The sequence below is a fragment of the Streptomyces sp. NPDC090442 genome, assembly GCF_044769405.1.
Lineage (GTDB): Bacteria > Actinomycetota > Actinomycetes > Streptomycetales > Streptomycetaceae > Streptomyces.
Window position 1 is genome coordinate 1 of sequence record NZ_JBIVXW010000192.1, and the last position, 3,198, is coordinate 3,198.

Below are 3,198 nucleotides of genomic sequence, written 5' to 3' on the forward strand. Positions count from 1 at the left end.
GGCGGCGCGTGGTCGGTTGATGCAGGCGTTGCCCGAGGGCGGGGCGATGCTCGCCGTCCAGGCTCGCGAGGACGAGATTGCCGGCCTGTTGGGTGGGGCGGTGTCGTTGGCGGCGGTCAATGGGCCGGGGTCTGTGGTGGTGTCCGGTGATGAGGATGCCGTCGAGGCCGTACGGGAGTGGGCGCAGTCGAACGGTCGGAAGTCGAGTCGGCTGCGCGTCTCGCATGCGTTCCACTCCCACCGCATGGACGGCATGCTGGAGGAATTCGCCGCTGTGGCAGGTCAGTTGACCTACGAGGCGCCACGGATCCCGGTGATTTCGACACTGAGCGGGGAGGCTGCTTCCGCCGAAGACCTGTGCTCGTCCGCGTACTGGGTGCGGCAGGTGCGCGAGGCCGTGCGGTTCGCCGACGCGGTGCGTGCGGCCGAGGAGGCGGGTGTCACGCGGTTCGTTGAGGTCGGGCCGGACAGCGTTCTCACCGCACTGGCCGGCGCGACCCTCGTCGACGGTGCTGCCGACGCCGTCTGCGTCGCGACCCAACGCGCGGACCGCGGATCGGACAGCACCTTCATCGGCGCGCTCGCCCAACTCCATGCCCACGGTGTGGTCACGGACTGGAGCTCGGTGTTCGCGGGTGGTTGCCGGGTTGAGTTGCCGACGTATGCCTTCCAGCGGCAGCGGTTCTGGGTGGAGGTGGCATCGCCGGCGGTCTCTGTTGGGGCTGATCTGGTAGAGGGTGAGTTCTGGTCTGCGGTGGAGCAGGGCGATGTGGAGGGGTTGGCGGGGACGCTGGCGTTGGCTGATGGTGAGGCGTTGCGGGCGGTGGTGCCGGCGTTGTCTGCGTGGCGTCGGCAGCATCGTGAGCGGTCGGTGGTGGATGACTGGCGTTATCGGTTCTCGTGGGCGGCGGTGAGTCTGTCGGAGGAGGGTCGGCTGTCGGGGCGTTGGCTGCTGCTGACTGGCGAGGGCGGGGACGAGTACGTTGATGTGGCGGGGGAGTTGGGGGCGCGTGGGGCGGAGGTCTGTCGTCTGGTGGTGTCGTCTGTGACGGACCGTGCCGGGCTTGCTGAGCTGGTCCGTTCCGGCGGGGAAACCGCGACGGTGTCCGGAGTGTTGCTGGCCCTCGACGTGACGCGGGCGGCGACCGCGGTACAGGCGCTGTCCGATGCGGACGTGGTGGCGCCTGTCTGGGGTCTTACCCGGGGTGCGGTTGCGGTGAGCTCGTCGGATGCGGTCATCGATCCGGATGCGGCGATGGTGTGGGGTCTGGGTCGTGTGGTGGCGTTGGAGTTGCCGGACCGGTGGGGTGGTCTGGTTGATGTGCCGGCTGTGGTGGATGAGCGGGCGGGGCGTCGGCTGGCTGGCGTTCTGTCGCAGGGTGTCGAGGACCAGGTGGCCGTCCGCCCCTCGGGTGTTTTCGGTCGACGGCTGGTGCGCTCGGGTCGCGTGACAGAGGCGGACTGGTCGGTTGCCGGCACGGTGTTGGTCACCGGTGGTACGGGCGCCCTGGGTGCCCAGGTGGCCCGTTGGGTCGTCGAGCGGGGCGCGCGTCGGGTCGTGCTGCTGAGTCGGCGGGGCGAGGACGCTCCGGGTGCGGTCGAGTTGCGGGAGGAGCTGGCGAGTACCGGTGCCGAGGTCCGCGTCGTCGCCTGCGACGTGGCCGACCGTGCCGCACTGGCGGCAGTGTTGGCCGACGAGGAGCTCTCCGCGGTCTTCCACACCGCCGGTGTGTTGGACGACGGCGTGGTGGACGGACTGACGCCCGACCGCTTCGCGAGGGTCTTCGCGCCCAAGGTGGTTGCCGCCCGTCATCTGCATGACCTCACCCGAGACCACCCCCTCACCGCCTTCGTCCTCTTCGCCTCCGTCGCCGGTGCGGTCGGGGGGCCCGGCCAGGGGAATTACGCGGCGGCGAATGCGTATCTCGACGCGTTGGCCGAGCTGCGGGTGCGCGAGGGACTGCCGGCCACGTCGGTGGCGTGGGGTGCCTGGGACCAGGCGGGCATGGCCACCGGCGATGTCGTGGCCAACCGCCTTGCGCGCGGCGGCTTCGGCACCATGGCGCCGGAGCTGGCACTGCGCGCTTTGGAACGGGCGTTGGGGGCCGAGGTCTGCCCGCTGATCGCCGACATCGACTGGGAGCGCTACGCCCCCGCGTTCACCGCGGCCCGCCCGACTGCGCTGTTCGGTGCGGTGCCGGAGGCCCGACGCGCCCTGGCGGCCAAGAGCTCGTCCCGGACCGCAGCGACCGCCGCGGACGAGGGAACGCTCGCCGCGCGCCTGGCGAACGTCGCCGCAGGCGAGCGCGAGCGACTGGTGTTGGACGTGGTGCGGTCCCGCGCCGCCGCCGTGCTCGGCCACGCCTCGGCGGACGCGGTGGCCGCGAAGCGCGCCTTCCGCGAGCTCGGCTTCGACTCCCTCACCGCCGTGGAATTCCGCAACGCGCTGTCCACCGCCACCGGACTCGCCCTGCCGTCGACGATGGTCTTCGACTATCCGACGCCCTCCGCACTCGCCAACCACATCGCTGCCGAACTCCTCGGTACGCACGTCCAACACCTCGATGAGACACGCGCATCGGTCGTCGAGGACGAGCCGATCGCCATCGTCGGCATGTCCTGTCGGTTCCCGGGTGGGGTGTCGTCGCCGGATGAGTTGTGGGATCTGTTGGTCTCGGGCGGGGACGCGATGGGGCCGTTCCCCGCCGACCGCGGCTGGGACCTCGACGCACTCTTCGACACCAGCCCCGGCAGGACAGGCACGAGCTACGTCCAGGAGGGCGGGTTCGTCCGCGCGGCCGGCGACTTCGATGCCGAGCTGTTCGGGATTTCGCCGCGTGAGGCGGTGGCGATGGACCCGCAGCAGCGGCTGCTGTTGGAGACCTCCTGGGAGGCCGTCGAACGGGCCGGTATCGACCCGACATCCCTGCACGGCAGCCGGGTCGGCGTCTTCGCCGGCACCAACGGCCAGGACTACGCCGCCCTGATGGCCCGGGCGCCGCGCGACGCCGAGACCTACCTGGCCACCGGGAACACGGCGAGCGTGCTGTCGGGGCGGGTGTCGTACGCCCTCGGCTTCGAGGGACCGGCGATGACGGTGGACACGGCGTGTTCGTCGTCGTTGGTGGCGATGCACCTTGCTGCGCAGGCGTTGCGTGGTGGTGAGTGTGCGTTGGCGTTGGCCGGTGGTGTGACGGT

1 protein-coding gene is annotated in these 3,198 nt (G+C 70.9%); it reads left to right on the plus strand.

Annotated features, from left to right (window positions below):
- Window positions 1-19 precede the first annotated feature (19 nt).
- On the plus strand, window positions 20-3,198 hold a 3,179-nt coding region (locus ACIQU6_RS44200; RefSeq protein WP_403488318.1), incomplete at its 3' end, for an SDR family NAD(P)-dependent oxidoreductase.